This is a genomic window from Mycobacterium sp. NPDC003323, assembly GCF_053589535.1.
In genome coordinates, this window is the sequence record NZ_JBSFSB010000026.1 from 26990 (window position 1) to 50129 (window position 23140).

Annotated in this window: 28 protein-coding genes; 14 read left to right on the top strand and 14 right to left on the bottom strand. The window is 66.8% G+C overall.

All coding sequences use genetic code 11. From position 1 onward, the window contains the following. Positions 1–19: 19 nt before the first annotated feature. Positions 20–742 carry a cutinase family protein gene (locus tag ACWDUN_RS28960; protein ID WP_449934210.1) on the bottom strand — a complete coding sequence of 241 codons (723 nt, stop codon included), beginning with the start codon at positions 740–742 and terminating at the stop codon, positions 20–22. A gap of 118 nt (positions 743–860) precedes the next feature. Then, positions 861–1517, bottom strand: coding sequence for a cutinase family protein (locus ACWDUN_RS28965; protein WP_449934212.1), 657 nt, complete (start codon positions 1515–1517; stop codon positions 861–863). Positions 1518–1626: 109 nt separating this feature from the next. On the opposite strand from ACWDUN_RS28965, the gene ACWDUN_RS28970 reads away from it, so the two are divergent. Continuing rightward, on the top strand, positions 1627–1914 hold the full coding sequence (locus ACWDUN_RS28970) for a putative quinol monooxygenase (protein WP_449934258.1): 288 nt from the start codon (positions 1627–1629) through the stop codon (positions 1912–1914). Positions 1915–1929: 15 nt separating this feature from the next. Here ACWDUN_RS28970 and ACWDUN_RS28975 read toward each other — a convergent pair whose 3' ends face one another. The 4 genes from ACWDUN_RS28975 to ACWDUN_RS28990 all read right to left on the bottom strand — a co-directional run bounded on the left by ACWDUN_RS28975 (position 1930) and on the right by ACWDUN_RS28990 (position 6044). Further along, positions 1930–3660 (bottom strand): FAD-dependent oxidoreductase, encoded by a 1731-nt coding sequence (locus tag ACWDUN_RS28975; RefSeq protein ID WP_449934214.1) that lies wholly within the window; start codon positions 3658–3660, stop codon positions 1930–1932. An 80-nt stretch (positions 3661–3740) separates the two neighbouring features. Next, positions 3741–4469, bottom strand: a complete 729-nt coding sequence (locus tag ACWDUN_RS28980) for a cutinase family protein (RefSeq protein WP_449934215.1) — start codon at positions 4467–4469, stop codon at positions 3741–3743. A 133-nt stretch (positions 4470–4602) separates the two neighbouring features. Continuing rightward, positions 4603–5265, bottom strand: a complete 663-nt coding sequence (locus ACWDUN_RS28985) for a nitroreductase (RefSeq protein WP_449934217.1) — start codon at positions 5263–5265, stop codon at positions 4603–4605. Positions 5266–5348: 83 nt separating this feature from the next. Next, positions 5349–6044, bottom strand: coding sequence for a cutinase family protein (locus ACWDUN_RS28990; RefSeq protein WP_449934219.1), 696 nt, complete (start codon positions 6042–6044; stop codon positions 5349–5351). Positions 6045–6380: 336 nt separating this feature from the next. Between ACWDUN_RS28990 and ACWDUN_RS28995 the strand changes: the two genes are divergently transcribed. After that, the gene (locus tag ACWDUN_RS28995) at positions 6381–7001 is read left to right on the top strand and encodes a Crp/Fnr family transcriptional regulator (RefSeq protein WP_449934260.1); all 621 of its coding nucleotides are present in this window, start codon (positions 6381–6383) and stop codon (positions 6999–7001) included. A 6-nt stretch (positions 7002–7007) separates the two neighbouring features. On the opposite strand, the gene ACWDUN_RS29000 is transcribed toward ACWDUN_RS28995, so the two are convergent. Then, positions 7008–7643 carry an FKBP-type peptidyl-prolyl cis-trans isomerase gene (locus ACWDUN_RS29000; protein WP_449934221.1) on the bottom strand — a complete coding sequence of 212 codons (636 nt, stop codon included), beginning with the start codon at positions 7641–7643 and terminating at the stop codon, positions 7008–7010. A gap of 252 nt (positions 7644–7895) precedes the next feature. Between ACWDUN_RS29000 and ACWDUN_RS29005 the strand changes: the two genes are divergently transcribed. The 9 genes from ACWDUN_RS29005 to ACWDUN_RS29045 all read left to right on the top strand — a co-directional run bounded on the left by ACWDUN_RS29005 (position 7896) and on the right by ACWDUN_RS29045 (position 15497). Beyond that, a complete protein-coding gene (locus tag ACWDUN_RS29005; protein WP_449934223.1) occupies positions 7896–8135 on the top strand; it encodes a hypothetical protein in 240 nt (79 codons plus the stop codon). A gap of 87 nt (positions 8136–8222) precedes the next feature. Further along, a complete protein-coding gene (locus ACWDUN_RS29010) occupies positions 8223–8651 on the top strand; it encodes a type II toxin-antitoxin system Rv0910 family toxin (protein ID WP_449934224.1) in 429 nt (142 codons plus the stop codon). Positions 8652–8767: 116 nt separating this feature from the next. Further along, entirely contained in the window at positions 8768–9511 is a 744-nt protein-coding gene (locus ACWDUN_RS29015; protein ID WP_449934226.1) for a cutinase family protein, read from the top strand. A gap of 51 nt (positions 9512–9562) precedes the next feature. Then, positions 9563–10402, top strand: coding sequence for an alpha/beta fold hydrolase (locus tag ACWDUN_RS29020; protein ID WP_449934228.1), 840 nt, complete (start codon positions 9563–9565; stop codon positions 10400–10402). Between the two features lie 270 nt (positions 10403–10672). Further along, positions 10673–11566, top strand: coding sequence for a manganese catalase family protein (locus ACWDUN_RS29025; protein WP_449934230.1), 894 nt, complete (start codon positions 10673–10675; stop codon positions 11564–11566). A gap of 13 nt (positions 11567–11579) precedes the next feature. Continuing rightward, entirely contained in the window at positions 11580–12164 is a 585-nt protein-coding gene (locus tag ACWDUN_RS29030) for a hemerythrin domain-containing protein (protein ID WP_449934231.1), read from the top strand. A 191-nt stretch (positions 12165–12355) separates the two neighbouring features. Continuing rightward, positions 12356–12802, top strand: coding sequence for a Fur family transcriptional regulator (locus ACWDUN_RS29035; protein ID WP_449934232.1), 447 nt, complete (start codon positions 12356–12358; stop codon positions 12800–12802). A 61-nt stretch (positions 12803–12863) separates the two neighbouring features. Continuing rightward, on the top strand, positions 12864–15104 hold the full coding sequence (gene katG / locus ACWDUN_RS29040) for a catalase/peroxidase HPI (RefSeq protein ID WP_449934234.1): 2241 nt from the start codon (positions 12864–12866) through the stop codon (positions 15102–15104). Positions 15105–15203: 99 nt separating this feature from the next. After that, complete coding sequence (locus ACWDUN_RS29045; RefSeq protein ID WP_449934235.1) at positions 15204–15497, top strand: hypothetical protein; 294 nt, start codon at positions 15204–15206, stop codon at positions 15495–15497. 1 nt (position 15498) lies between these two features. Here ACWDUN_RS29045 and ACWDUN_RS29050 read toward each other — a convergent pair whose 3' ends face one another. Further along, on the bottom strand, positions 15499–16380 hold the full coding sequence (locus ACWDUN_RS29050) for a sialate O-acetylesterase (RefSeq protein WP_449934236.1): 882 nt from the start codon (positions 16378–16380) through the stop codon (positions 15499–15501). 161 nt (positions 16381–16541) lie between these two features. On the opposite strand from ACWDUN_RS29050, the gene ACWDUN_RS29055 reads away from it, so the two are divergent. After that, complete coding sequence (locus tag ACWDUN_RS29055) at positions 16542–17447, top strand: TIGR03564 family F420-dependent LLM class oxidoreductase (protein WP_449934238.1); 906 nt, start codon at positions 16542–16544, stop codon at positions 17445–17447. 7 nt (positions 17448–17454) lie between these two features. Here the strand turns inward: ACWDUN_RS29055 and ACWDUN_RS29060 are convergent, their stop codons facing one another. Beyond that, complete coding sequence (locus tag ACWDUN_RS29060; RefSeq protein WP_449934240.1) at positions 17455–18252, bottom strand: lysophospholipid acyltransferase family protein; 798 nt, start codon at positions 18250–18252, stop codon at positions 17455–17457. Positions 18253–18395: 143 nt separating this feature from the next. Here ACWDUN_RS29060 and ACWDUN_RS29065 point away from each other — a divergent pair, with 143 nt between their 5' ends. Beyond that, positions 18396–18863: an SRPBCC family protein gene (locus ACWDUN_RS29065; RefSeq protein WP_449934242.1), complete on the top strand. Its 468-nt coding sequence runs from the start codon at positions 18396–18398 to the stop codon at positions 18861–18863. 62 nt (positions 18864–18925) lie between these two features. On the opposite strand, the gene ACWDUN_RS29070 is transcribed toward ACWDUN_RS29065, so the two are convergent. The 5 genes from ACWDUN_RS29070 to ACWDUN_RS29090 form a co-directional block, all read right to left on the bottom strand. Next, positions 18926–19135, bottom strand: a complete 210-nt coding sequence (locus ACWDUN_RS29070) for a DUF3072 domain-containing protein (protein ID WP_449934244.1) — start codon at positions 19133–19135, stop codon at positions 18926–18928. A 72-nt stretch (positions 19136–19207) separates the two neighbouring features. Then, on the bottom strand, positions 19208–19675 hold the full coding sequence (locus ACWDUN_RS29075) for a hypothetical protein (RefSeq protein WP_449934246.1): 468 nt from the start codon (positions 19673–19675) through the stop codon (positions 19208–19210). A 115-nt stretch (positions 19676–19790) separates the two neighbouring features. Beyond that, the gene (gene thiD, locus ACWDUN_RS29080; protein ID WP_449934248.1) at positions 19791–20636 is read right to left on the bottom strand and encodes a bifunctional hydroxymethylpyrimidine kinase/phosphomethylpyrimidine kinase; all 846 of its coding nucleotides are present in this window, start codon (positions 20634–20636) and stop codon (positions 19791–19793) included. 393 nt (positions 20637–21029) lie between these two features. After that, positions 21030–21599 carry a CGNR zinc finger domain-containing protein gene (locus tag ACWDUN_RS29085; protein WP_449934250.1) on the bottom strand — a complete coding sequence of 190 codons (570 nt, stop codon included), beginning with the start codon at positions 21597–21599 and terminating at the stop codon, positions 21030–21032. Further along, positions 21592–22488 (bottom strand): alpha/beta fold hydrolase, encoded by an 897-nt coding sequence (locus ACWDUN_RS29090; RefSeq protein WP_449934252.1) that lies wholly within the window; start codon positions 22486–22488, stop codon positions 21592–21594. Before ACWDUN_RS29090 ends, ACWDUN_RS29085 begins: the two co-directional genes overlap by 8 nt. A 132-nt stretch (positions 22489–22620) precedes the next feature. Here ACWDUN_RS29090 and ACWDUN_RS29095 point away from each other — a divergent pair. Beyond that, positions 22621–23140, top strand: a 520-nt coding sequence (locus tag ACWDUN_RS29095; protein ID WP_449934254.1) for a DUF222 domain-containing protein, incomplete at its 3' end; no start/stop codon positions are given.

Below are 23140 nucleotides of genomic sequence, written 5' to 3' on the forward strand. Positions count from 1 at the left end.
GCGCACCCCGCCGTCGGCGTCAGGGCGCGGGCGTCATCACCCGCGCGGCGGCGTAGGACGCAGCCTCGTTGGTCAAGCCGTTGACGGCGTACAGCGCATGGGCCATCGAGGGCATACCGCCGGGCGTGCCATCGCAGATGGTGTCGCCGGGGGCGCACAGCTCGAGGGTCTTCGATGCGTACCGCGGACCGACCGTCCCGATCGGCGCGCCGAACTGGTTCAGGAACGCGTCCGACGGGTTGCCGAGCAACACGACCGCGGCGACGTGGTCGGACACATCGTCGGGCAGCGGGTTCGGGATGTAGGAGCGATACTCGTCCGGCACGCCGTCCGGTATGGCATCGGCGGTGACGTAGCCGGCGACCACGGCGCCCTGGGAGAAGCCGCCGAGAACCACACGGGTGTCCGGGCATGCCGCGGCGGTGGCCTGGATGTGCGACCCGGCATCGCGCACCCCGTCGACGACGGTGCGCCCGAATGCGATTCGGTCGCCGAAGTTGTCGCTGGCGGGGTAGTTCACCGGATACACGGCCACCGACTTTCCGGGGGTCTGCGCGCGCAGCGCATCCAGGAAGGCCTGGCCGGTACCCCCGACACCGGGCGCCTCGGCGGTGCCGCGCGCGAAGACCACCTCGACGTCGGGGCAGGGTTCGGCGGTGGCGGCCGGCGCGGCGCCGACCGCCAGACCCGATGCGATCAGCGCGCCGGCGCCGAGGAACTGTGCGGATTTGCGAAGACTCATCGTTGAACTCCTTCGGGTACGGCGCGCATGCCTGATGACAGCGGGCGGCCTGCCAATCTGTACCCGGGTGGTTTGCTGCCGAAACCGTGCTCGTGGTCGGCTCGGATTCGCCGACGGTTCAGGACAGCCGAGCGGCGGCCGCGGAAGCAGCCGCGGTGGTCAGGCCGTTGAGCGGGTAGAGCCCGTGGGCCAGGACCGAGAGCAGTGATTGCTGTGAACCGTCGCAGATGCTGTCGCCGGGCGCGCAGAGATCCAGCGATTTGCCCGCGTATTGCGGTCCGATGTTCGCCGCGGGGGCGCCGTACCCGGACAGCATGGCCGCCGTCGGCTTGCCGAACAGCACCACTCCGGCGATCCGGTCGGCGGGCAGATCCTCGTTGCTCGCGTAGGCGATCACCGCGGCGCCCTGCGAGTATCCGCCGAGCACGAACTTCGTATCCGGGCAGCTGGCGGCCATGGACCGCACCCTGGCACCGGCATCGCGCACACCGTCGAACATGGTGGCGGGAAAGACTGCCCGGTTCTCGAAGTCGCCGGTGGCCGGATAATTCACCGCGTAGACGTCGACCGACTTGCCCGGGGCGGCGGCACGCAGGGCGTCGACGAACGACTGGCCGGTGATACCGACACCGGGCGGTTCGTCGCTGCCGCGGGCGAACACCACCTCGGCATCGGGGCAGGGTTGCGCGGTCGCGGCCGGCGTACCGCCGGTAGCCAGCGCTGAAGCGACCAGCGCGCCGATGACCAACAACCGGCGCGAATGCCGAATTCCCATGCCCGGGATGCTACCCGCAGTGTTCGCTGTGCACAGTGCCTCGATGAGTTTTCGGCCGCGGTCGGGTCTAACCGAAGAGTTCGAACACGACCGGGAGAAGGGAGCGGAAGTGGTCATCGTCGCCGGGCACCTCGCCGTCGAGCCTCGACACCGAGACGCTTATCTGGCCGGATGTGTAGGCATCGTCACCGCTGCCCGCGCCGCGCCCGGCTGTCTCGACTTCGCCATCGGTGCCGATCTGCTCGATGATGGACGCATCAACGTCTATGAACGATGGGAGTCGCAGGCGGCGGTCGAGGCGTTCCGGGGAAGCGGGCCGGGGGACGACCAGAGCGCGGTCATCGTGTCGGCGGCAGTGGCCGAGTACGACATCGCCAGGGTGCGAGATCTGTTCTGAGATCGCGCATCTGGATCATTCCACGAGTTTTCCGGTTGCCGACACGGAGTGCATCAGATCAGAGATCTCCGGTGGCGCATTCGGTATCGGATCGTGCGCGATCTTTCCCGGCCCCGACCACACCAGGTTGACCCGCAGGGCATCGTCGGTGGCGGGATGATCGGCGCGATTATGGCAACCTCTGGTCTCCCGACGTTCCAGCGCGCACTCCAGCGTCGCCCGGGCCGCCAGGGCTGAGGCCTTGAGATCGAAAGCGTGCGCCAGATCGGCGAATCCGGCCAGGTCGGGGTTGACCGACAAGTCGTCCAGATGGGACTCGATATCTTCGAGTCGGCGCAAACCGGCGAGGAGTCCAGACTCGTCGCGAACGACGCCCGCGTGGTCGGTCATGGTGTTGCGCAGTGCCCGCTGCAGTACCCGGATGTTGTGCGACCCCGGCGAGCCCAACAGCGCATCAATCTCGTCGCCGGCCTCCGCGACGGCTGCCACGCTGCGCTGTTGGACGGCTAGCTCCCGTGAGTACCGGCCGGCCGCGCGGGCGGTGATCTTGCCGTAGACGAGTAGCTCGATCAGGGAGTTGCCGCCGAGTCGATTGGCGCCGTGCAGTCCGCTCGAGGCCTCGCCGATCACATAGAGACCGGCCACGTCGGTGCTGTGGTCCTCCGCGTGGACGTACACACCGCCCATCGAATAGTGCGCGGTGGGTGCGATCTCCATGGGTTCTTCGGTGATATCGCGAAGCTGCAGCTCCATGACCGTGTGATAGACGCGGGGGAGCCGTTGCATGATCTGTTCGCGAGGCAGATGGGTGACGTCCAACCAGACGCCGCCACGCGCTGTGCCCCGGCCCTCCTTGATCTCGGTGTAGGCGGCCAGCGCAACGCGGTCACGAGTGGACAGTTCCATCCGCTGCGGGTCGTACCGTGTCATGAAACGCTCACCGAGGTCATTGCGCAGGATGCCGCCCTCGCCGCGAGCCGCCTCCGAGACCAGCGTGCCGGCCGAATCCTCGGGTTCGATCAGGCCCGAGGGATGGAACTGCACCAATTCGGGGTCGCGAATCCGCTCACCCGCCAGTACTGCCAACCGAAATGAGTCACCGGTGTTCTCGTCTCGTCGGGACGAGGTGCGTCGCCAGATCCTGGTGTGGCCACCGGCGGCCAGGATGACGGCGTCGGCGCGGATCGTGTAACGGGTTCCGTCGTCGATGTCGAAACCGAACGCGCCGAAGATGACGTCACCGGATACCAGCAGCCGGCTGATGTACAGCGAATCGATGATCGGCACCCGTAGTTGCTCGGCTCGCGTGACCAGTGCGCGCTGAATTTCCAATCCGGTGTAGTCACCGGCGAAGGCCGTTCGCCGGTAGGTGTGCGCGCCGAAGAAACGCTGTGAGATTCGGCCGTCAGCCTCGCGGGCGAAGTTCATGCCGAACCGCTCCAGGTCCGCGATCGACTCGGCGGCGCCCTGCGTGACGATCTGCACGGTACGCGGATCGGCGAGTAGGTAACTCTCGGTGATGGTGTCCGCGGCGTGCTGCTGCCAGGTGTCCTGTGGGTCCATGGTGGCCAACGCGGCGTTGACACCACCGGCGGCCAGGGTGGTGTGGGCATCGGCTTTCGGTCTTTTGCCGACAACCAGCACGTCGGTGCCCGACTCTGCCAGCTCGATCGCGGCGCGCAGGCCGGCACCGCCGGATCCGATGACCAAAACCGATGTCGCCACCTGTTGTTCACGAATCTTCATCTGCCGGCCTCTCCCTTGTGTCGCGCCCACTCATGGACTCGAACGCCACCCCGCCGGTGTGGTCATCCCGGGTCGGACGTTCAGTCCGTCGCCGGTGCCGCCGACACCGCGTCGGCCGCGAAATCGGCGGCCTGAACTGCCATGCCGTTGTCCTTGTAGGCGCTGTGCGCGCTGCGGTCCAGGCCACCCGGGGCGCACACCGGATCCCCGGGTGCACACAGTTGCAAGGTCTTGGCGGCGTAGAGCGGACCGACGGTGATCGGTGGCGCACCATGATCCACCAGGTTGAGGAACCAGTTGTCCGGCGTCCCGAACAGCACCACCGCCGCAACGTGCGGGGCGACGGCCGGCGGCATCGGCCCGGTGAGGCCTGGGGGTAGCGTGAGGCCGGCCGGAACCGCGTCGAAGGTGGTGTATCCGGCCACGGCCGCCCCCTGGGAATACCCGCCGAGCACGATCTTGGTCCCTGGGCAGGTGTCGGCGATGTGCTCGATCCGGTTGCCCGCGTCGGTGATTCCGTTGGCCGCCGCCTGGAAGTCCAGCGATGCAGGATAATTCACCGGGTAGACGTCGACGGAACGGCCGCCGAGCCGGGCGGTGAGGGCGTCGACGAAGGCTTGACCGGTGGCTCCCACGCCGGGTGCCTCGAAAGTGCCGCGCGCGAAGACGATTTCGACATCCGGGCACTGCGCATCGGGTTCCGCGAACGCGCGTGCGGTCGCCCACGGTCCCAGCACCGCCACCACCAGCAGCGTGGCGACGATCAGGTGTTCGATACGGCGAATGCGGGTTCTTCTCAACGCAGACATGGGGATCCTTTGCATGGGTGATCTTGAACTGCGCTCAGCATCCCGTGCTCGCGCGCGTAGCGCATTGACGCAGGCTCCAGTGCCGGCTACCGGCTAGCCCTACCCGTGCCCGTGCGGTGGCGCGCTGTCAGAGTCAACCGACGAAGGTGACGATCTCCGACAGTGGTGCGCGGCCGGTGCGGATGTAGTCGACATCGGCATCCTCATGCCCGATCGACATTCCGCAGAACAGCATCAGTTCCGGCGGCGGATCCAGTGCCTCTTCGACGCTGGCACGGACCTGTGACCATGCCATCTGCGGACAACTGTGCAACCCCTCGGCACGCAGCAGCAACATCACCGTCTGCAGATACATGCCGAGGTCCGCCCATTGGGGCCGGCCCATATTGCGGTCGATGAAGCAGAACAGGGCCGCAGGGGCGCCGAAACAATCCCAGTTGGCGATGGCGGCGCGCTGCCGGGCTTCCCAGTCCTCACGTGCGATACCGAGCGCGCTGTAGCGCTCCTTGCCGAACTGGGATCGACGCTCGTAGTAGGGCGAGGCGAGATTCTCCGGATACAGTTGGAACTCCCGTTCGTCCCACGGGTCTCCGGCCGCGACACGGGCGACGGCGACCTTCTTCAGCCGGGCCAACGGCTCGCCGGTCATGACGTAGATGCGCCACGGCTGGATGTTGCCGCCCGAGGGCGCCCACCCTGCGGCCGTCAGCACGCGTTCGAGCACGTCGGTGGACACGGGTTCGTCGGTGAACCCGCGGACTGCGCGGCGGCTCCGGACCGCGTCGTAAACATTCACTGCCTTCTGCCTCTCTCGATGGTGTACATCAAGCGTCGCAGCGGCGTGCGGTCGGCGAACCCTTGAAACTGCGTGGTCGGTGCTCAGACCCGCGCGGCGACGAATGCCGCCGCGTCGGTGGCCATCCCGTTGGCCGTGTAGAGGTTGTGTGCCACCGGGTCGAGGCCGCCGGAGCAGATCGGATCGTTGATCGCACACAGATCAAGCGTTTTGGGCAGGAACGCGGTGCCGACCGGAACGTTCGGCTGTCCGATGAGGAACAGCATCCGGTCATTGGGCTTACCGAACAGCACCACGGCGTCCACACGGTCGGCGACCTCGGCAGGCAGCGGCGAGGTCGTGCCGTACGCGAACGAGTTGGGCGGGATCGCCGGCGGGTCGGCCGTGACCAGTTGCGCGACGGCCGCACCCTGGGAGAAGCCCCCCAGCACGACGCTGGTGTCGGGGCACTGGGCCGCGATCTGGCGGATCCGGGCGCCGGCGTCGTTGACACCGACGACCACGGTGGGCCAGTCATGGCTGGCCGGGTAGTTGACGGGGTACACGTCGACGGACTTGCCGCCGGCCTGCGTGCGCAGCGCATCGACGAAGGCGGTCCCGACACTGCCCGGGCCGGGGCGTTCGGTCGTGCCACGGGCAAAGACCACCTCGACGTCCGGGCACGCGGGCTCGGCGTGGGCGCGCGGCGCCGTGGTGGGCACCGCGGTGCCGGCAGTCAGGGCGGTCAGCGCCGCGACCGTCGCCGCACCCTGGACACAACGCCGCCAAGGAAAAGTCATCCGCTCGGGCCTCCCGGTGATGCGTCGGCCTAGCCCCGGCCACCCGATGGGCGGCCACGGGGCAGGTGCCGCTGAACATGAATATGATCATGATATTCCTCCGCGGGTCGGCCGGATGCTCCGGACCGCGCGGCACACCGAACCTCGGAGTTACGAAATGTCGCACACCTGTAAAGTGCTCCATAGTGCTTGTCGAGCCGTTCCCGGCTGCGGGCAGGATGTCGCCGCACCGCACGCGGGAAAGGAAGCACGTTGAACCCTGGCTCGTCGAATCCCGTCACCTCGAACGCCCTGCTGGGCCGCGCCGCCATCTTCCAGGACGTCGATGCTGCGGCCATGGAGGTCCTCACCGCGGAGTTGGAATGGCTGTCGTTCCCGCGCAATCACACGATCTTCGTCGAAGGTGAGCCCGGGGACCGGCTGTACATGCTGGTGGAGGGCAAGGTGAAGGTCGGACGCCGTTCGGTCGACGGGCGCGAGAGCCTGATCGCCGTGATGGGGCCGGGCGACACCTTCGGTGAACTGGCTTTGTTCGACCCGGGACCGCGCACCGCCACCGTGGCGACGCTGACCGAGGTGCGGGTGGCGGCGGTGCCCCGCCAGGCGCTCAGCGCGTGGATCGCCGACAAGCCGGAGATCGCCGCGCAACTGCTGCGCGTGTTGGCACGCCGGTTGCGCCGCACCAACGACGACCTGTGCGACATGATCTTCACCGATGTGCCCGGCCGGGTCGCCAAGCAGCTGCTGGACCTGACCAAACGGTTCGGACGCGCCGACGGGGAGGGGCTGCGGGTGGACCATGAACTGACCCAGCTCGAGCTGGCCCAGCTGGTCGGATCCTCACGCGAGACCATCAACAAGGCGCTGTCGGAATTCGCCAATCGTGGCTGGATCCGGCAGCAGGGCAAGACGATCTTCGTGTTGGAGCCGGCCAAGCTGGCCCGGCGAGCCCGCTGAGCGAGCTCAGCTCATCGCGTCGAGGATCTTGATAGCGAAGACGAGGGTGTCGCCCTTGTGGATGCCCGCGGCCGGCTGGCCCTCGGGATAACCGTCCTCGGGAGTCATCGCCACCGCGACGGTCGAACCCACGGTCTGCCCCGCGATGGCCTTCTGGAATCCGGTGACCACGCCGTCGAGGGGGAAGTCCACCGGCGCACCCATCTGGTAACTGCTGTCGAAGACCGACCCGTCGCGGCCGTTGACACCCATGTAGCACACCAGCACGGTCGCGTTCTCGGCGACGACGGGGCCGTCACCGGGCTTCAGGGTCTGCACCTGGGTCTCGGTCACGCTGAACGGCCCCTCGACGGTGACCGAGGGTGCCGCGGTATCGGTGGAACCGATGACGGCGACGCTGCCGGTGGCGCCCGACAGCGTCCACTCGGGGGTCCCGCCGGACTGCGGCGGAGTACTCGGGCAACCCTGTTCGGTGGCCGTCGGTTCGACCGCGGGAGCACTCGGCGGGCTGAACACATCCGACGAGGTCGACGTGGAGGCGGCCGGTGTGTCCGTATCGGAGCCGCAGGCGGCCAGGGTCGTGGCGAGTGCGGCGGCACAGGCGACCAGGGTGACAGCGGCAGGCAGGCGAGGCGTGTTCACCCTGGCCACGCTACCTTCGCCGGTGTCGCCGCCCGCCGACAGGTATGCCGCGGGCAAACCCGGTGCCACCTGTCGCGCAGCGGCCGGTCGGATCGTGTTGCGCCCGTTCGCTTGTCGTTGCTGAGCGACGGTGCTCGACCCAAACATGCTCGCGCCGAACGTTAATGGCTTGCAAGCCCGGTGGCGGGCCGTCAGCATGGAGGTCGGGGTAGGTGCACGGCGCTCGTGGCATGCACGTCGAGGGGGAGTTCCATGACAGGGTTTCACAAGGGTGATGTGGTGGCCGCGCGCCGCCGCATCGAAGGAGTCGATGTTCCGATCGTCCCGGCCGGCGCGGTCGGCACGGTCACGACGACCACGGTGTTCGGCAATCCCAAACGCGTCCATTTCGCGGTGTCGGACACGTGGGGCATCAAGCGATTCCAGGTGCGCGTTCGTCGCGGCGAAGTGGTCGCCGCGCCGGATGCGGCGGCCGGCACCGACGACCGGTAGCCGCAGCCTGTGATCCATGTCATGGTGGTGGGGCGCGGTGGCGCAGGGTAACCGAAACCTGCACACCCCCTACCGCACGGAGTTGATATGGCGAAAGTCGATGTGTCGGTCTCGTCGAGTCTGACGCCCGAGCAGGCCTGGAAACTGGCCTCGGAACTGCGGCGATTCGATGAATGGCTGACCATTTTCGCCGGCTGGCGGAGTCCTCCGCCAGAGGTTATCGAGGTCGGTACCCAGGTGTCGTCGCTGATCAAGGTCAAGGGCTTCCGCAACACCATTCACTGGCAGGTCACCGAATACGACGAACCTCGGCTCATCGGGTTGCGCGGCACCGGCCGCGGTGGTGTGCACATCGCACTGCAGATGACCGTGACGGACGGCAAGCCGGGATCGGCATTGCATCTCGTCGCGGAGTTCACCGGCGGTCTGCTCAGCGGTCCGATCGGTTCGCTGGTGGCCAAGGTGCTGACCTCGGATGTGCGCAGATCGGTCGAGAATCTCGGCGCTCTTCGGTAGGAGCGCTGCGAATCCCGGTCCGCCGCGCTTGAATAGGTCAGGCGGCGGGCTCACCCGCGACGCGTGGTGCAAGACAGCGCAGCCGCCACTGGTGGACAACAACATTGGTGGTGTTGATGAACAGGATCGATCGCTGGTTGGGTGCGGTGGCGGCGGCGGTGTTCGCTGGGACAGGGTCGGTGGCGGTCGCGGGTCAGGCCTCAGCTAATCCCTGCCCGGATATCCAGGTCGTGTTCGCGCGCGGGACCTTCGAACCTCCCGGCGTCGGCGGCACCGGGCAGGCCTTCGTGGACGCGTTGCGCGCCAAGACACCTGGCAAATCGATGGATGTCTACCCGGTCAACTATCCGGCGTCTCTCGACTTTGCCACTGCGGCCGCCGGTGTGGTCGACGCGGCCAACAGGGTGCAGCAGACGTCGGCGGCCTGCCCGGATACCGAGGTCGTGCTCGGTGGTTTCTCGCAGGGCGCCGCGGTGGCCGCGTACATCACGGCCGACGAAGTGCCGCAAGGCTTCGCCCTGCCGCCGGGGCTGACCGGCCCGATGCCCGAACCGGTCGCCGACCACGTCGCCGCGGTGGCATTGTTCGGCAAACCCTCCAGTGGCTTCCTGCAGATGATCCACAACGGGGCACCGCCGATCACGGTCGGATCGCGGTACGCGCCCAGGACGTTGGATCTGTGCATCCCCGAAGATCCGGTCTGCGCACCGGGCGGCGGCGACCACAACGCCCACAACGCCTATGTGTCGCGGGGGATGGTCGAACAGGCCGCCGAGTACACCGCGACCCGGATCGCGGGCGCGGACGCAGGTCAAGACGGCGAGGCCGTCGACATGGCATCGGGCACCGGCCGGCGATGAGTTTCTCTTGGTCGGATGGTCATATGACCATCCGACGACGAGGAGCGCGCGATGACGACGCCCATGCGGCACGGCCACTTTCCGATCAACGGTTTGCACCTGCACTATGAGGTGTACGGCACGCTCGCCGGTCCGAAGCCGCCGCTGCTGTTGATACCCGGGGCGTTCATGGCGGCAGATGCGATGCCGGACTGGGTGAGCGCGTTCGCGACGAGCAGAGCCGTCATCACGTTCGATCAGCAAGGGCACGGCCACACCCCGGACATCGACCGGGTGATGAGCTATGAACAGTTCGCCGATGACGCGGCGGCATTGCTCGGCGAACTGGGCGTCGCGCGTGCGGATGTGATGGGCTACTCCCAGGGCGGCGGCGTGGCCTTGCAGCTGGCCATCCGGCATGCGTCGATGGTCGACAAACTGGTGGCGATGTCGGCCAGCTTCCATCGCGACGGCTGGCATCCGTCGATGGCGGCGGGCATGGCGCAGCTCGAGGTGCACAGCTTCGCCGGCACGCCGATGCAGCGGACCTTCCTTGAGCACAACCCCGGCGAGGGCGCCTTCGCCGCCTATCTGGAGAAGATGAAGACGCTCAACGCCGAGGACCAGGAGATCCCCGAGGCGCAGATACGCGCCATCACCGCCAGGACGATGGTCATCGTCGGAGATGCGGATTCACTGACTTTGGAACATGCCATCGCGTTGTTCCGCCTACGCGGTGGTGGTGACGAGCACGCTGCGAGCACCGGTGTCCTGCACGGGCTGCCCGCGGCCCGGCTGGTCGTGTTGCCGGCGATGTCGCATATCGGATTGTCAGGCGCGTCGGCGGTGCTGGTCCCGATGGTGACGGCGTTCCTCGACGATATCCCTCCGCAGGTACCGCAGTTGTTCTGATCCAAGCCGGCCCGGATCCGCGGGCGTGCTCGGCGTCGGTGCCGACCGCCGCTGAACATGCTGCGCTGCAACAGGTTTCGATTTGTCGGCGTTCGTCCGACGGTCCTCGTCCCGCGACGTACCCCGTGTGAGGTGCGTGTTTGGGTTGGGCGGTCGTGGGTACACGGCTGATACCGCGGTCTACAGCCCAGTCGGACCGCAGGTTCCCCTCCAGACCTGCGACCGAATGCCCCGGTCGAGGTCATCTTGTCGACCGAGCCGGGAGGCATCGTGTTCACTCATAACAAAGATCTGCAGTTCGAAGTCCGGGTCAGCGAGCCTGATCCGCGATTCGCGTCGTTGCTGATGGAGCAGTTCGGCGGGGCCAACGGCGAACTCACCGCCGCGTTGCAGTACTTCACCCAGGCGTTCGTGCTCAGGGAGAAGAACCCGAAGATGTACGACCTGTTCATGGATATCGCCACCGAGGAACTCAGTCACCTCGAAATCGTCGGCACCACCATCACCATGCTGCTCGACGGCCTCAACGACGACCTCAAGGTGGCGCATCAGCGGTGTGACTGGATGCCCGCGGTGGCCAGCAAAACCGGCAAGGAGCAGGCCATCCACCAGGTGGCCGTGAATCCGATGTTCCTGGTGCTCAGCGGTGGTGGACCCGACGTCAAGGATTCCGCCGGCAACAACTGGACCGGCGCATTCATCGACGCCAACGGTGATCCGACCGTCGATCTGCGCAACAACCTGGCCGCCGAGTCGCGGGCCAAGGTCGTCTACGAGTACCTGAAGCAGTTCACCGATGATCCGGGTGTGCAGGACACCCTGACGTTCCTGATGACCCGCGAGATCGCGCACTACCAGCAGTTCACCGCCGCACTCAACGAGCTGCCGGTGAACTTCCCGCCCGGCCAGCTGCCCGGTGACCCGCGCTTCGAGAATGTCGCATTCAACATGAGCAACGGTGACGGCTCGGTACGGGGCCCGTGGAACGAGGGACAGGGTCCGTGGCCCGAGGGCATCGAGTGGGATTACGTCGAGAAGCCCGAACAGCAGTGGCTGGGCACGACGCTGCGTAACAACACCGGCGCGGAGAACAACCCCGACGGCCAGCCCGCGGTCGACGGCGAGAAGCCGTTCACCCACGAACAGCACACCGCTACGACGTGACCGGGAGACAGACATGGATGCACTGACATTCCTGCGTGAAGATCACAAGAGCGTGCTGGGCATGCTGGAGGTCCTCGACGGCGCCCCCGCCGGGGAGGGTGCGCAGCGCAGCGGCCTGCAGACGATGGTGACCAATCTGGTCATCGCCGAATCCCAGCATGAGGCCATCGAGGAGCAGTACTTCTGGCCGGCCGTCCGCGACGCACTCGACGACGGTGACGAGCTGGCCGACCGCGCCGTCGAACAGGAGCAGGAGGGCAAGCACCTGCTGCAACAACTGGAGGACAGCGCCCCCGGTGAACCCGAATATCAGGAGGCTTTGCAGCGCTTCGTGGCGTTGGGGCGTGATCACATCGCGTTCGAGCAGGACGTTGTGTGGCCGAAGTTTCGGGCCGCGGTGAGCCACGACGAGCTGGTCAAACTGGGTGAGAAACTGGAACGGGCGAAGAAGATCGCCCCGACCCGTCCGCATCCGGACACGCCGCCCACTCCCGGCGCCCTGAAGACGGTCGGGATGGTGGCGGCGACCATGGACCACGTCCGCGACGCCGCGTCGGGCCGAGCGGCCGACAACCCGCCGGATCCGCAGGTCCATTGACGCACGCGATGAATCTCGTTGTTCGTCAACGACTCTGACGATGTTCGGGCGGCGCGCCTCCCCTCAGGTGGCTCGCCGCCCGGCTTCGTGTGTGCGTTATCTGCCTTGACGGGCGCATCCAGCGGGCAAGATTCGCAACGAATTTCGTCGATTTCTTGATTGTTTCCACATAAGGGGCCACACTGGGAGAGATGGCTGACGCCAAAGAGAGTGCGACGACGCTGCGGGCGGCCGGACTGCGCGTGACGCGGCCCCGTCTCGTCGTCATGGACGCCGTCGACATGAACCCGCATGCCGACACCGACACGATCTTCACTGCTGCGCGCCGCCAACTGCCCGATATCTCCAGGCAGACGGTCTACGACGCGCTCAATGCACTGACGGCGGTCGGGATGGTGCGCCGCATCCAGCCGGCCGGGGCCACCGCACGCTATGAGACCCGCGTCGGGGACAACCACCATCACGTCGTGTGCCGTTCCTGCGGCACCATCGGCGATGTCGACTGTGCCATCGGTGAGGCGCCGTGCCTGACCGCGTCCGACGATCTCGGTTTCGATATCGACGAGGCCGAGGTCATCTACTGGGGATTGTGTCCCGACTGCCTGAAAGCCCGGACCTCCGAGAACCAACCCTCCTGATTTCGACCGCGAATTTTTACCAGAAGTGCAGCCCGCACAAAAACCGATGAAAGGCGAGAAGATGTCCGACACCTCCGATGCCCGGCCTCCGCATTCGGACAGCAAGACCGACAGCGGAAGTGAGTCCGAGAACCCGGCCATCGACTCGCCGCACCCCAAGGCGCATGCGCCGCTGACCAACAAGGACTGGTGGCCCGAGCAGGTCGACGTGTCCGTGCTGCACAAGCAGAACCCCAAGGGCAATCCCCTCGGTGTGGACTTCGACTACGCCACCGAGTTCGCCAAGCTCGACCTCGAGGCGTTCAAGGCCGATGTGATCGACGTGATCAGGACTTCGCAGGACTGGTGGCCTGCCGACTACGGCAACTACGCCGGCCTGTTCATCCGGATGAGCTGGCACGCCGCCGGCACCTACCGGATCTACGACGGACGCGGCGGCACCGGTGAGGGAGCGCAGCGTTTCGCTCCGCTCAACAGCTGGCCGGACAACGCCAACCTGGACAAGGCCCGCCGGCTGCTGTGGCCGATCAAGCAGAAGTACGGCAACAAGATCTCCTGGGCTGATCTGATCGCCTACGCCGGTAACGCCGCGCTGGAGCAGTCGGGGTTCGAGACCGCCGGTTTCGGGTTCGGACGCGAGGACATCTGGGAGCCCGAGGAGATCCTCTACGGCCAGGAGGACACCTGGCTGGGCACCGACAAGCGCTACGGCGGCACCAACGACAGCGACCGCACCCTGGCCGAGCCGTTCGGTGCCACCACGATGGGGCTGATCTACGTCAATCCCGAAGGGCCCGAAGGAAAGCCGGACCCGCTGGCCGCCGCGCACGATATCCGTGAGACGTTCGGCCGGATGGCGATGAACGACGAGGAGACCGCGGCGCTGATCGTCGGTGGACACACCCTCGGCAAGACGCACGGTGCCAGCGCCGATGATGTCGGTCCCGAGCCCGAGGGTGCGCCGATCGAGCAGCAGGGTCTGGGCTGGAAGTGCCCGTTCGGCTCCGGTAACGGCAACGACACCATCACCAGTGGCCTGGAGGTGATCTGGACCGGCACCAACAGCGAGTGGAGCAACGCCTATCTGGAGAACCTGTACGGCTACGAGTGGGAGCTGGCCAAGAGCCCGGGCGGTGCCTGGCAGTTCGAGGCCAAGGACGCCGAGGCGACCATTCCGGATCCGTTCGGCGGTCCGCCGCGCAAGCCCACCATGCTGGTCACCGACGTCTCGATGCGCGTCGATCCGATCTACGGCGAGATCACCCGCCGCTGGCTGGACCATCCCGAGGAGATGGACGCGGCGTTCGCGAAGGCCTGGTACAAGCTGATGCACCGCGACATGGGGCCGATCAGCCGCTACCGCGGTCCGTGGATCGCCGAGCCGCAGCTGTGGCAGGATCCGGTGCCCGACGTCGACCACCCGCTGATCGACGAGGCCGATATCGAGTCGTTGAAGAGCACCGTGCTCGAATCCGGGCTGTCGGTTCCGCAGCTGGTGAAGACCGCCTGGGCGTCGGCGGCCAGCTTCCGCGGCACCGACAAGCGCGGCGGCGCCAACGGTGCCCGGTTGCGCCTTGAGCCGCAACGCAACTGGGAGGCCAACGAGCCGTCGGAGCTGGACAAGGTGCTGCCGGTGCTGGAGAAGATCCAGCAGGACTTCAACGGTTCGGCGGCCGGGGGCAAGAAGGTCTCGCTGGCCGATCTGATCGTGCTGGCCGGTTCCGCGGCGGTGGAGAAGGCGGCCAAGGACGGCGGCTACGACGTCAAGGTGCACGTCGCGCCGGGGCGGACCGACGCCACCCAGGAGAACACCGACGTGGAATCGTTCGCGGTGCTGGAGACCCAGGCCGACGGTTTCCGTAACTACGTGCGGCCGGGGGAGAAGGCCCCGCTGGAGCAGCTGTTGGTGGACAAGGCCTACTTCCTCAACCTTACGGCACCGGAGATGACGGCGCTGATCGGCGGCCTGCGGGCCATCGGCGCCAACCACGGTGGCACCAAGCACGGTGTGTTCACGCAGCGGCCGGGAGCGCTGACCAACGACTTCTTCGTGAACCTGCTCGACATGGGCACCGAGTGGAAGGGATCGGAGTCGGCTGAGAACGTCTACACCGGTTACGACCGCGGCACCGGTGAGGTGAAGTGGACCGCGACGGCCAATGATCTGGTGTTCGGATCGAACTCGGTGCTGCGCGCCGTCGCCGAGGTGTACGCCCAGGACGACAACCAGGCCAGGTTCGTCGAGGACTTCGTCAAGGCGTGGGTCAAGGTGATGAACAACGACCGCTTCGATCTGGACTGATCGAACCGAACCGAATCAGGGGGCGGGACCGCGCGACGGTCCCGCCCCTTTTTCGTTGCGGAAGAGTTCGATCCACCGTGCGCGGCATACCCTTGGGTGGTGGGCGAACCCCAGATCACCGATGACGGGCGCTATCTCGTCGTCGACGGACGACGCTGGCGGGCGACGGATCCGGCGATCCCCGAGGATCGTCGAGCCGAGCTGGTGCGGGTGCTGATGGCATGGCGCCGGCAGGTGCGCCGCGTCAAGGGAACGCCGGACGAGGCCGCCGCGCGCGCCGGTTTGCAGGCCGCAAAGGTCGCCCTCGGCGAACGCGGGCAGCCGCCGTGGTGGGAGCAGACCGATCAGCAGCGTCGAGTCCGGTGGCAGGCCGAGGTGCCCGAGCCGGACTGATTCAGTGCCGGTACCCGGTGAGTGCGTCGGCGGCGATGTGCTGGTACGCCAGCCACATGTCGCGGCCCATCGCCCGGATGCCTTCGGCGTTGTAGTGGCGGTCGATGTCACTGTTGAAAGAGTCGCGGTGACCTGGCACGAAGGCGGTGCGGGGTTTGCGACGGGGAGTGTCCTCGTGGACGGCGTTGATGACCGGATAGTCCTTGCCGCTGCGCTCCATCTCCTCGGGCACCATCCCGCCGAGGATGATCGGGGTGTCGGAACCGTATCGGGCGCGCAGATCGTCGAACAGCGCGTCGAGTTTGCGTTGGTAGGTCGGCCCGTCCATCAGGGGTACATCGGATTCGCCCTGATGCCACAGCACCACTGCGACGGTGCTGCCCGGATGACTCGCCAGGGCGGCATCGATCGAGCGGGTCGCCTCGCGATACAGGTTGCGCCGTGTCGCGGTGTCGGCGATATCCCAGGTGTAACCGTTCTTGGGGTGAAAGGACGTGTCACCTCGTGCGCACGGGACCAGCAGCACCGCTCGGTTCGTGGCATCGGCAAGCGCCTTGCCGAAAGTGACTCCGAAACCGACTCGGCGTGCGGGTGTTTCGTGCAGCAGCGGATCAGCTCCCAAGATGACGGTGTTCTTCGACGGCCCGCTGTTGGCCCACTGGTGCACCATCGGATGGGGCTTGTCGGCACCCTCACGGTCCAGTGGCAGTCCCATGCCGAACGCATTGGACTGCCCGAGGATCGGCACGATCAGATATGGCTTGCTCGGCGGGTCCACCGGCACGCCTTTGGCTGCGATCCGCCGCTTGACGAAGCACTTCAGCTCGAAGGCCATCCGCTTCCACAATGGGGCGTCACCGTCGGGGTTACGAGGCGTGCGCATGTCCTGAACAGTACAACCGTGTCGCGGGATCGACGCCCGATACCGCCACTGGGCGGCGCATTGTGCGTCCGCTGGCCCCGGTGTGGTCGTCGGCGGCCATCGGCTCGCGGCGGCGGTCTATTGTCGGAGCGATTGCCGGCGATTCCTAAGGGCGTAAAGACATGCTGATCAGCCGAATGGTGTTCCCCGAGGGCACATTCGCGAACTTCGTCGACGATATCGTGGAGTGCGAGCACGCCGGTTTCCACGGCGCGTGGACTCCGCAGATCTTCGGCTGGGACGCGTTGACGGCGTTGACCGTGGCCGCCCAGCAGACCAGTCGGCTGCATCTCGGCACCGCAGTGCTGCCGGTGTACCCGACGCATCCCCTGGCGATGGCGGCATCGGCGATGAGCCTGCAGGCCGCCTCCGGCGGCCGGTTCACGTTGGGACTCGGTGTGTCGCACCGCTTCATCGTCGAGAACTCGTGGGGCATGCCGTTCGATCGTCCACGTCGGCGGTTGGCCGAGTACCTGTCGGCGCTCCTCCCGGCGATGGCCGGTCAGGAGGTCCGGGTGCACGGTGACGAGTTGTCTGCGGCCACCGTCCGGCCGCTGAGCTTCCCGGAATCCGCCCCGCCGCCGGTTCTGCTGGCGGCACTCGGGCCGGCGATGCTCACGCTGGCCGGCGGGACGGCCGACGGAACGGTCACGTGGTTGACGGGACTGCGCACGTTGGCCGGTCACATCGTGCCGACGATCAACGCCGCGGCTGCCACACACCACCGTAGCCGTCCGCGGATCGTCGCCGGCCTGCCCGTATGTGTCACCGGCGATGTCGAGGCGGCCGCGGAAACCGCGCGGCAGGCATACGCGGCCTACGATCATGTGCCGTCCTATCGCTCGATGCTCGACCGTGAGGGACTCGCGCGCGCCGGTGACGTCGCATTGATCGGCAGTGCCGGCGAGATCGGCGACAAGCTCGCCGAATTGGCGTCCATCGGGGTGACCGAACTGTGCGCCGATATCTTCGGCACGGTGGCGGAACGTCGTGCCACGGTCGAGGTGCTGTGCTCGGCCACGGTGTGACGGCCGGTCACCCCAGGATCGGAAACCGGCGTCGGCGTGCCAGGTCATCGAGGGCGGTCTGCATCACCGCTCGGACGTGTGCGTCCACCTCGTCGATATCGGCGTCCTCGCCGAACTGCTCGATGACATCGATCGGCTCGAGCACACGCATCACGATCTTGGACGGCAGCGGAATGTTTGCCGGCAGCACCGTCGTCAGTCCGAAGGGAAGTCCGAAGGTCAGCGGCAGTGCCTTGAAGCGGATGCGGTGCAGGCCCAGCCGCCGGGCCAGACCATCGCCGCGGGCCAGGAACCACTGGGTCTCCTGACCGCCGATCGAGACCACCGGCACGATGGGCACACCGGTCTCGATCGCGGTGCGTACGTAGCCGGTTCGACCCTCGAAGTCGATGACATTGGCCGACTGCGTGGGCCGGAACGCGTCATAGTCCCCGCCGGGAAACACCAGGACGACGGCGCCGGAGCGCAGCGCGGCGGACGCATTCTCCGGCGAGGCCTCGATGGCGCCGGCTTGCGACAGTGCCGAACCCCACGGCCCCATCAGCACGCCGTAGTGCGCGAGGATGTGCAGCGGCCGGTCGTATCCGAAGGCGTCGTAGAACGCCGGCGCGAAGATCAGCACGTCGGGGGTGAGCACTCCGCCGGAATGATTGGACACCACCAACGCTCCGCCGGTGGACGGGACATTGGGCAGGTCTTTGACCTCGGCCCGGAAGTAGCGACCGACGATCGGTCCGACAAGATTCGTGACGCGCCGTGCGACATCGGGATCCCACTTGACGATCTCGGACTCTGCGCCGCCCATATCACCCTTTGCTCTGACACGTTCCGCACCGGCTGTGAGCCAGTGCACATTTCGGATAACCGTTCCGGCGAGCATTCAATCCTCAACGGCGCCGCCCACCGGCGAAGCGTTTCCCGAAGCGCAAGATTGGGCAGTGTGACCCTATGAGCGAGAACGATAAAGTCACTGTTGAACGCACCATTGCAGCCCCCGTGGACGCGATCTTCGACGTCCTGTCCAATCCCGAGCGCCATCAGGCGCTCGACGGCTCCGGGTTCGTGCGCAGCGTGGACCATGCCGACCGGATCCAGAAGGTCGGCGAGGTGTTCACCATGAACATGCAGGGCGACCATATGGGTGGCGAGTATCAGACCGACAACCATGTGTCCGGGTATGCCAAGGACAAGCTGTTGGCATGGAAGACCGCGCCCGCAGGCACCGAGCCGCCCGGCTGGGAGTGGCTGTGGGAGTTGGAATCTCAGGGACCCAATGAGACGTTGGTCCGGCACACCTACGACTGGTCGAAGGTCACCGACAAGAAGCTGCTGGAGAAGGTGAAGTTCCCGTTGGTCACCGAAGACCAGCTCAATGACACGCTGTCGCGGCTGGCCACCGAGGTGTCATCGACGTAACGTCCGGCATGCAGATGCGCCCGATTCGTAACGGTCAACGCTACGAATCGGGCGCTGTCGTGTCAGCCGCGGCCGGTTTTCTGCTGTAGATCGTCGATGAGTTCGGAGGCCTGCGCCTTCGTCGCGTCATCGGGGACCTCGGTGCCGGCCTCCTGGGCCAGCGTGTTCAGATAGCTGCGCTGGGCGCCGGTCATGGGTTCATCGCCGGTCACCCAGTCGGAGGTGTCCTTCTCGGCGTTCTCTCGCGGTGCTGATGTCGGGTTATCGCTCATGCCCCTCGATTTCCCATCGCAAGTGTGTTCGAAACCTGGCGGCGCTGCACGCGCCGCCAGGTTTCGCGACTGCTACGGGGTGCCGACGCACACCGAGCCGACGCAGGCGCCCGCGCCATCGGGCCCGGCTCCGGCACCGGCCCCCGGGACGCCCGCGGAGGCACCGCCGGGACCGGCTTCTGCTCCGGCGCCCGGGACGCCTGCGGTCGCGCCGCCGGGGCCGGCACCCGCGCCGGCACCCGGAACACCTGCGGTCGCGCCGCCGGGGCCGGCACCCGCGTCGGCGCCCGGAACACTCGCGGTCGCGCCACCCGGTCCGGCATCGGCGCCGCCCTCGGCCGGCGGAACCGGGGAAGACGGCGCCAGCGTCGTGGTGGCGGGACCGGTCGACGGGGTCGTCGTCATCGTCGACTCGGTGGTCTCCGTCGTCGTATCGGGCGACTCACTGTCGGAACCGCAGGCGGTGAGTCCGCCGAGGAGCACTGCGCCCGTCACAGCGGCCGCGAGCGGGAAGGTACGGGCGATTCGAAGGACGGTCATGTGACGGCTCGATTCTGCTAGTACGACCGCTGGGCCGGACCTCATATCCAGCCCAGCGGGAATGGCCTTGGAGACGTACCCGGTTCGGTCGCGCGCTAAGCCTCGCGGTGCGTGGTTAGTGCAGCAGCCGGGCCAACCCGTTGACCGTTCCCAGCCCTGCACCCAGCGGGTATGCGGTCCGGATGCACTCGGTGACCCACAGCTTGGCGAAGCCGACCGCCTCGGGCACCGACTGCCCGTGCGCCAGGGCGGCGGTGATCGCCGCGGCCAAGGTGTCACCGGCGCCGTGATCGTCACGGGTGTTCACCCGGACGGCGGCGAACTGGTGGAATTCGGAACCGTCGAACAGCAGATCGGAACTGATCCGCGAGGTGCGCAGGTGGCCGCCCTTGACCAGCGCCCACTGCGGTCCCAGGGCGTGCAGGGCGCGGGCCGCATCGCGCTGGGTGTCGTCGTCGACGACGTCGATGCCGACCAGCAGTCGAACCTCGTCGAGGTTCGGGGTCACCAGCGTGGCCTGCGGGATCAACTCCTCGCGCATGGCGTCCAGCGCACTGGGGTGCAGCAACGGTTCGCCGACGTTGGACGCGCACACCGGGTCGACCACCAACGGGACGGTGCCGGCCAGGCCCTCCGACCGCCAGGTGTCGACGATGGTGGTGATGATGGCAGTGGAGGCCAGCATGCCGGTCTTGGCGGCCTCGATGCCGATATCGGAGGCCACCGCACTGATTTGCCCGGCGACGACGTCGACCGGAACCTCGTGAAACGCACTGACGCCCAACGTGTTCTGTACCGTCACCGCGGTCACCGCGGCGCACCCGTGCACACCCAGCATCGCGAACGCGCGCATATCGGCCTGCAGTCCGGCGCTGCCACCGGAATCGGACCCGGCGATCGTCATGACCCGGCGCGGGGTGTGCCCCGGCGGACTCAGCGGGAGGGCGGTGGTGTCGGCCATGGATCGATTGTGGCGTGCCGAGCCAGCTGCATCGCGTGGACCCCGCATTTCGGGCTCGGCAGGTCACGGCGCGCATACGTCGGTGTGCCTCTGCGACAATCTGCAGATGGCATCGTCGCCCGCCGTACCTTTCCGCCGGGGAGCGACTCGGGGCGACAGGCCGTGGGTGCGTGCCAGGAGCAAGGATCGGCGATGATCGAGTGCAGCAGATGCGCAGCGGGGGAGTGCAGTCACGGTGCGCGATGCCCGATGATGATCCGCTGGTATGACGACCCGTGGGACGGCACCTTCTGGCGGCGATGTGAGTGCAGCGAGGGGATCCAAGCCGAGACGTTTCCGGTGACCGTCACATATCGCGCTGATGGCGCAGAGGCTCAAGAACGCTGAGTCAGCTCAGGTCCCGGTGTGCTGCCCGGCGCGGAACCGCGCGACCTTGTGTTCGTTACCGCAGGTCTTCATGCTGCACCAGCGCCGACGCCGACCGCGGGAGGTGTCGATGAAGAACCATCCGCAGCCGTCGCAGGTGCGTGCGCGCGGCGAGGGCGGGCTCAACAGCAGTTGGAGTGCGGAAACGGCAAGCGCGGCAACGGCGCCCTCGCCTGCGTCGGCCGAGACCGCGCCGTGTTCGTCGACGTGAACGTGCTCAGCGCCTCGGCGGGCGTGTGTCAGAACAGCTTTGAGCACGTCAGGACCGAAGGTGGCGCCGCGGCACTGAGCGTCGAATGCGGCCCAGAGCGAGGCCCGGAGCTTCACGGCCGATTTGAGCACGCCTTCGTCGATGGGTCCGGCCGACTCGGGTAGCAGCGATGCTCTGACGAGCCAGCGGTGCAATGTCTTCGGGCTGTCGAGCAGGTCGGCACCCAGTTCGGGAAGACGCCGATAGACCGTGTTGCAGAAATCCAGCGCGACGTGACCGCCGATGAAGTGGTCGTCGACCCACACCGTGCCGTTCGGGTCAGGCATGCTGCAGGCGTGCCTCGTGGATATCGCGGACGAAAGTGGACATTGCGGAGGCGATCTCGACGCTGTGGGTCTCGGTGAGGAAGTGACCACCATCGTAGATGTGGGCTTCGACCCTTTCCAGCGCGTCATGAAAGGCGAGGATCTCGGCGATGTCGAAGGCGTTGTCGTGGCGTCCCCAGAACAGCAGGCATGGAGGCTGATGGGTGCGGTGATACTCGGCGATGACCGGGAAGCGGTCGACATGGCGGCGATAGTCGAGTAAGAGTCGTTCGTGGATGTCGATGTTGCCGGGTCGCGACAGTCGCTGCCAATCCAATTCCCAGGCCTCCGGCGCGTGCCACGGCACCAGTCGTTGTGGCACACCTCCGAGATAGGTCGCCCGAGTGCCTTCGAAGTTGAACCAATCACCCGTTGCCGCGCGGGTTTCCGGTGTGGGATCGGCGAAGTATCGGCGGGCCGCATCCCATATCTGGCCGAGGCCGGCCGGATGCGCGTTGCCGTTCTGCAACACGATGCCGAGGATGCGTTCCGGATGGCGGGTGGCCAGGTAATAGCCCACCGGTGTGCTGAAATCGGTCACATAGAGGACATAGCTGTCGACACCCAGGCCTTCCAGGAACTGTTCGACGACGACCGCCAGATGTTCGAAGGTGTACTCGAACTCGTCGGGGTCGGGGGCGTCGGAGATACCGAAACCGATCAGGTCCGGGGCGATGACGTAGTGGTGCTCTCCCAGCATCGGCAGCATCTCTCGGAATGAGTGCGAAGAACTGGGGGACCCGTGCAGCAGCACGATGCCCGTGCTCGCCGGGAGGCCCGACTCCCGGTACCTGACGGTGAGCCCGTCGACGGTGCGATCAAGGTGACGGGTCCTGGTCGAGTTGCGCATCGGTCCACCTCCGTAACCGTTATATCGATAGTATTCGGTTACCAGAGTAGCGGCGGGGCCGGAATCCGACAACCGCCGCCGTTTGAATCCGCGGTGACTGCGCTTGTCGGACCTCCTCTTTAGGATGGTGATATGCCTCCTCCGACAACGCCATACGCGACTGATGTGGTCGATGCGGTGTTGGATCGGTTGTTGCGGTTGTATGACGAGGCGGCTGAGCTGATCGGCCAACGTAACGCCGTGGATGGCCGGTTGGTGGAGATCGTGGCCGAGATCGATGGCGGGGCGGGTCCGTCGTTGTGGGGTCATACCGGGTGTCGGTCGTTGGGGGAGTTGGTGGCGTGGCGGTTCGGTATGTCACCGCGCAATGCCGAGGTGGTGGTGGCGATCGCGCAGCGTTTGGAGGTGTTTCCCCGGTTGGCTGCGAGTCTGCGGGAGGGGCGGTTTTCGATCGATCAGTTCGGGGTGATCGCCGAGCATGCCGGCGATGGCTCCGATGATCACTATGCCGAGTTGGCCAAGACCGCCACGGTGACCCAGTTGCGGACCGGGGTCAAGCAGGAACCGCGCCCGGACAAGGAGCCCGAGCGGGAGCCGAAGCGGTCGTTTTCCAGCTGGGAGCGTGACGGGTACACCACCTACAAGATCCGGT

What these genes read in the sequence shown, in the direction of transcription:
- ACWDUN_RS28960 (WP_449934210.1), bottom strand. Translation starts at nt 742, where the DNA reads ATGAGTCTTCGCAAATCCGCACAGTTCCTCGGCGCCGGCGCGCTGATC.
- ACWDUN_RS28965 (WP_449934212.1), bottom strand. Translation starts at nt 1,517, where the DNA reads ATGGGAATTCGGCATTCGCGCCGGTTGTTGGTCATCGGCGCGCTGGTC.
- ACWDUN_RS28975 (WP_449934214.1), bottom strand. Translation starts at nt 3,660, where the DNA reads ATGAAGATTCGTGAACAACAGGTGGCGACATCGGTTTTGGTCATCGGA.
- ACWDUN_RS28980 (WP_449934215.1), bottom strand. Translation starts at nt 4,469, where the DNA reads ATGTCTGCGTTGAGAAGAACCCGCATTCGCCGTATCGAACACCTGATC.
- ACWDUN_RS28990 (WP_449934219.1), bottom strand. Translation starts at nt 6,044, where the DNA reads ATGACTTTTCCTTGGCGGCGTTGTGTCCAGGGTGCGGCGACGGTCGCG.
- ACWDUN_RS28995 (WP_449934260.1), top strand. Translation starts at nt 6,381, where the DNA reads ATGGAGGTCCTCACCGCGGAGTTGGAATGGCTGTCGTTCCCGCGCAAT.
- ACWDUN_RS29005 (WP_449934223.1), top strand. Translation starts at nt 7,896, where the DNA reads ATGACAGGGTTTCACAAGGGTGATGTGGTGGCCGCGCGCCGCCGCATC.
- ACWDUN_RS29010 (WP_449934224.1), top strand. Translation starts at nt 8,223, where the DNA reads ATGGCGAAAGTCGATGTGTCGGTCTCGTCGAGTCTGACGCCCGAGCAG.
- ACWDUN_RS29015 (WP_449934226.1), top strand. Translation starts at nt 8,768, where the DNA reads ATGAACAGGATCGATCGCTGGTTGGGTGCGGTGGCGGCGGCGGTGTTC.
- ACWDUN_RS29020 (WP_449934228.1), top strand. Translation starts at nt 9,563, where the DNA reads ATGACGACGCCCATGCGGCACGGCCACTTTCCGATCAACGGTTTGCAC.
- ACWDUN_RS29030 (WP_449934231.1), top strand. Translation starts at nt 11,580, where the DNA reads ATGGATGCACTGACATTCCTGCGTGAAGATCACAAGAGCGTGCTGGGC.
- ACWDUN_RS29035 (WP_449934232.1), top strand. Translation starts at nt 12,356, where the DNA reads ATGGCTGACGCCAAAGAGAGTGCGACGACGCTGCGGGCGGCCGGACTG.
- katG (WP_449934234.1), top strand. Translation starts at nt 12,864, where the DNA reads ATGTCCGACACCTCCGATGCCCGGCCTCCGCATTCGGACAGCAAGACC.
- ACWDUN_RS29050 (WP_449934236.1), bottom strand. Translation starts at nt 16,380, where the DNA reads ATGCGCACGCCTCGTAACCCCGACGGTGACGCCCCATTGTGGAAGCGG.
- ACWDUN_RS29055 (WP_449934238.1), top strand. Translation starts at nt 16,542, where the DNA reads ATGCTGATCAGCCGAATGGTGTTCCCCGAGGGCACATTCGCGAACTTC.
- ACWDUN_RS29060 (WP_449934240.1), bottom strand. Translation starts at nt 18,252, where the DNA reads ATGGGCGGCGCAGAGTCCGAGATCGTCAAGTGGGATCCCGATGTCGCA.
- ACWDUN_RS29065 (WP_449934242.1), top strand. Translation starts at nt 18,396, where the DNA reads ATGAGCGAGAACGATAAAGTCACTGTTGAACGCACCATTGCAGCCCCC.
- ACWDUN_RS29070 (WP_449934244.1), bottom strand. Translation starts at nt 19,135, where the DNA reads ATGAGCGATAACCCGACATCAGCACCGCGAGAGAACGCCGAGAAGGAC.
- ACWDUN_RS29075 (WP_449934246.1), bottom strand. Translation starts at nt 19,675, where the DNA reads ATGACCGTCCTTCGAATCGCCCGTACCTTCCCGCTCGCGGCCGCTGTG.
- thiD (WP_449934248.1), bottom strand. Translation starts at nt 20,636, where the DNA reads ATGGCCGACACCACCGCCCTCCCGCTGAGTCCGCCGGGGCACACCCCG.
- ACWDUN_RS29085 (WP_449934250.1), bottom strand. Translation starts at nt 21,599, where the DNA reads ATGCCTGACCCGAACGGCACGGTGTGGGTCGACGACCACTTCATCGGC.
- ACWDUN_RS29090 (WP_449934252.1), bottom strand. Translation starts at nt 22,488, where the DNA reads ATGCGCAACTCGACCAGGACCCGTCACCTTGATCGCACCGTCGACGGG.